The sequence below is a fragment of the Candidatus Poribacteria bacterium genome (genome assembly GCA_021162805.1).
Taxonomy (GTDB): Bacteria; Poribacteria; WGA-4E; order B28-G17; family B28-G17; genus JAGGXZ01.
Genome location: JAGGXZ010000041.1, coordinates 1 through 3,872 on the forward strand (window position 1 = coordinate 1; position 3,872 = coordinate 3,872).

4 protein-coding genes are annotated in these 3,872 nt (G+C 46.9%); all 4 read left to right on the plus strand.

Annotated elements, in window-relative coordinates; all coding sequences use genetic code 11:
- On the plus strand, positions 1–210 hold a 210-nt coding region (locus J7M22_03005), incomplete at its 5' end, for a hypothetical protein (protein MCD6505573.1).
- Positions 211–358: 148 nt separating this feature from the next.
- Entirely contained in the window at positions 359–1,477 is a 1,119-nt protein-coding gene (locus tag J7M22_03010; GenBank protein MCD6505574.1) for a hypothetical protein, read from the plus strand.
- Positions 1,431–3,461, plus strand: coding sequence for a hypothetical protein (locus J7M22_03015; GenBank protein ID MCD6505575.1), 2,031 nt, complete (start codon positions 1,431–1,433; stop codon positions 3,459–3,461). The genes J7M22_03010 and J7M22_03015 overlap by 47 nt, the downstream gene beginning before the upstream one ends.
- 7 nt (positions 3,462–3,468) lie before the next feature.
- Positions 3,469–3,872: glycosyltransferase (locus tag J7M22_03020; GenBank protein ID MCD6505576.1), on the plus strand; the 404-nt coding region annotated here is incomplete at its 3' end.

Below are 3,872 nucleotides of genomic sequence, written 5' to 3' on the forward strand. Positions count from 1 at the left end.
GCTCGCTATTGGGGCAGCACCCCGGTAGATGATGCCAAGGGTCTGCCGGGAAATGACCATTACCGGCTGATGAGTGTCACGGTCATCCTCCGATCATGTTGGAGGATGCCTGCCGAGATCTTCAGGCTTAGCATCGACGCAACCTCCTGGTGTGGCTCGAAAAGCAGTTCCGCTCCGGTGCTACCGTCGACCAACTCGCTGCCTACTTGACAGCCTGAATGATCACCGAAAGTGAAAAGATAGTGGCAGATAATGTTCATCCTACCCGATGATTCTCAGTCATTGTGATCTACTGATATTAGTTACGGGAATAGATGGAGGTGAACTTCTCCCTCGGGACGCACCTGGCTTTGAGGGGATGGCGCGTCGAGCTAGCGCTATAGAGAGATATCGATCCGAACTCAGCCTATTTCTGGGAAACGGCATTTTCATTCCGCCTGGACCGGATACCCAGATTCGGAGGAAGATTATCTCCCGAGTGATGAGCTTGATGGGATACGATGGGGTTAACGTCACAGCCCCTCTCATGCCCCTTAAATCGGTGATATGCACGAACTTAACCATCAATGGAGAAAAGCTGCGTGGATATCTCATTAAGAGAGTTCAAGCAGCAGGAAAGGAGTTGAAGATAGCGGTGATGGGGTTGACATCTGAGGCGGTCTTGCCGAACCTCGAGATCTATCATGGGGAGGTCGATGTATTGCCTGCTGACGATGTGCTCATATCGTCGTTAAAGGAGCTAAGGCCCAAATCGGACTTTATCGTCCTCCTCTTTCAGGGAAGCTTTGAGGAGGCTAAGATGCTCTCCAAAAAGGTAAAGGGTTACGGCATGGTTATATACAGCGATCCAAGTGGACGTTTGAGCTCGCGGGTGAAAAACAAAGATTTGCTAGGTGGTCCTATCCTTATCGATGGGGGAACCGATCCGAATCAAGTAACGGTGGTTGACCTGGAGTTTCTAAGAAAAAAACTCGCTGAAGTGGAAGTTCGTCGAATTCGGATTTCAAGACGATTACCTGATTCCCCCGTTATTTCCTCCTTGATTTCGCTTTACCGCCAGATCGTAACAGAAGAAAACTTGACTCCGGAGGGGCGGTTCAGAGTCGGAATGAGGATATATAAAGGTGCTTCAGCATATGTCGGCTCCGATAAATGTCGAGAATGCCATCAGTATGAATTTGCGATCTGGAACGAGTCGAAACACTCTAAATCGTATGAAGCTCTGAAGGGATCAGGAAGTGAAAGAGTTTGTCTGAGATGTCATTCGACAGGTGTGGATCTCTCAGCCGGGTTAGAACTGAAGAGGAAGGGTGAGGTATCCGTGGGATGTGAAGGGTGCCATGGCCCCGGCTCTCTTCACGTATCCGATCCGGATAGGAACAAATATGAAAGTATCTTCAGTGAAAGGATATGTCAAGAGTGTCACACAGATGAGAGGTTTGATTTTTACAAAGCGTATCAGAGAATACGGCATTAAGCTTCTGGGCAGGATTGATTTGCTCACCCTTGTCGTTTTAGAGATTGTTCTTATAGGTGTGATACTTCGTCCTTATGTTCTTTATAACAACCTCCACGCTTATGATGCCATCGGTCACATCGCCGCCATAAAGCATCTGAAGGAGCATCTATTCCCCGATTTTTCAGGCTGGAATCCCTACTTCTATTTGGGATTCCCCCAAGGAATGTTCTACCATCCCATGTTTCATTATCTCGTGACGATTCTCAGCTTCGGAGTAGGCATAAAGCCTGCTTTCAAGTTGGTTGTCTCATTCTCCGCCATACTAACGTTGATCGTTGCCTATCTCCTCGCTAGAAGTTATGGTCTTGAGATTATACCACGTGCGATGTGGCTTTTATGGGTATGGCTCATTATGCGCTTTTCACCTTCGAACTGGGGAGGTAACATAGGAGGGACGATTGACTTAGGACTTGTAGCAAACATGCTCGCTATACCGTTTTTCTTCTCCTATATAGCGACTATACCTCGCCTCTTTTCAAAGAGGAAATACGTTGTTCCCACCCTTCTCTTGGCTTTGACAACACTGGCACATGTTTACGCTGGGCTTGCTGCTGGAATTTGCTTTCTGGGCTTCATGGCAAATTATGTTCGATCTAAGAAAGATCTGCTGCTGTCCGGGGCCCATATCTCGGTTGCGATCCTCCTTACAGCCTTCTGGACGATACCCTTCATCCTCAACCGTAGGTATCTATCCGGCTCGATCCTTGTGAAGAAAAGTTCCCCCGTCTTAACGCTTGGGCTGTTTGCCTTCTCACTGTATCTACTCTTTTTAAGGGATTCATCGAAACGATATATAAACCCGATGGTTCCGGCGATTTTCACCCTTTTAACATTCATCCACCTCAGATATATCCCGAATTTCCCCTTTCACGTCCACCGATTTCAGATATATGCCTTGTATCTCGCCTTTTTCCTTTTCTGGGCGTTTGTGCGGGTTCGAAGTCGGAGTATAGCTCTTAGAAACACAGACATGGTGATTGTTCTCATTATCGCATCCGTCGCTTCATGTCTCAATCTTTCCACCGCTAAAGGACAATTTCGACCTAGAAATCCCTTCATATTGTCAGTGCACGGTCCAAGGGATTTCAATATAAAGGTTCCAAAGCTGAACGGTAGGCTCCTCTGCACATCCGTCGGATATGGGAACCTTTGGTGCCAGCCTAGGGCGTTATCTCATCTTATAGCGATGAACACCGGAAATGATGTCTGTATGGGCTTATTCATGGAATCCGCCTTAAACTCAAGCTTCTTGGCATCTCTTTCCCTGTTAGTGGATCCGAGGGAACCACCTTGGGCGCCGTATTCCGTTCCATCAAACCCTCGCAATATCCTGACGTACTTTCAGCTTTTCAACATCAACTATATCCTTTCGCCTGGAAAGTTATCGGAGAAATCCCCCCTGAAAATATCGCCAATCAAGGTGGAACAGGAAGGTATATCCCCTTCATCGAGACCATTACCTCCTTTTAGACCGCTTGAGGTCCCTCGATCCCAACTGATAGAGGTCCTAAACTACCGGCCTCGCCGCATTAGCAAGAATTGGAGAGATGAAGTTAGGCGATGGTGGGTGAGTGAGGAGATCGATAAAGTTCTAGTTTACTCCGAGGACCCTTTGCCGGAGAACGTAGGAGCGGGTGGTGAGAAGGTTGAGATACTGGAAAAATCGAAAAAGGGGGATTACATTAAGTTTTTCGTTGGGTCAGAGGAAGATGTGCCGATATTGGTGAAGATATCTTATTTCCCAAGCTGGCATGCCTACGTGAGCGGGAAATCAGTCCCTGTTTATATAGCCTCTCCCTACCTCATGCTGTTATACGGACACGGGAACATTGAGATCAAATATGAAGAGCTACCCTACCAGAGATGGAGCAAATTACTTTCCCTCGTAGTATTAGTTGGTCTCATAATGTCAGGGACCATAATTTCTCATCCTCATAGTTAAAGGGTAGGTGAGAGAAATTTCCCAGTTTATCTCCATCATAATACCTGCCTATAACGAAGAAAGAAGGATAAAAAGGACGATCTACACCATCATCCAATACCTTAATCTCCATAAGATCCCCGCTGAGATCATCGTCGTCAACGATGGAAGTAATGACAATACAGCCCAGATCCTTAAACAACTCAGCAAAGAATATCAAAACCTCAAATGCATACACCTACCACAAAACAGGGGAAAAGGCTTCGCTATCAAAGAAGGCGTCCTGGCTTCCAAAGGACAATTCATCCTCTTCTCAGACGCAGATCTGTCCACACCCATCCAGGAGATGGATAAACTGATCCCACACCTCAAAGACGGATATCACATCGCCATAGGATCAAGAAGATTGCCGGAGTCGAACATCAAAAACCC

Bases quoted from the DNA above. Each gene is read 5' to 3' on its own strand.
- J7M22_03010 (MCD6505574.1), top strand. From the start codon at position 359: ATGGCGCGTCGAGCTAGCGCTATAGAGAGATATCGATCCGAACTCAGC.
- J7M22_03015 (MCD6505575.1), top strand. From the start codon at position 1,431: ATGAGAGGTTTGATTTTTACAAAGCGTATCAGAGAATACGGCATTAAG.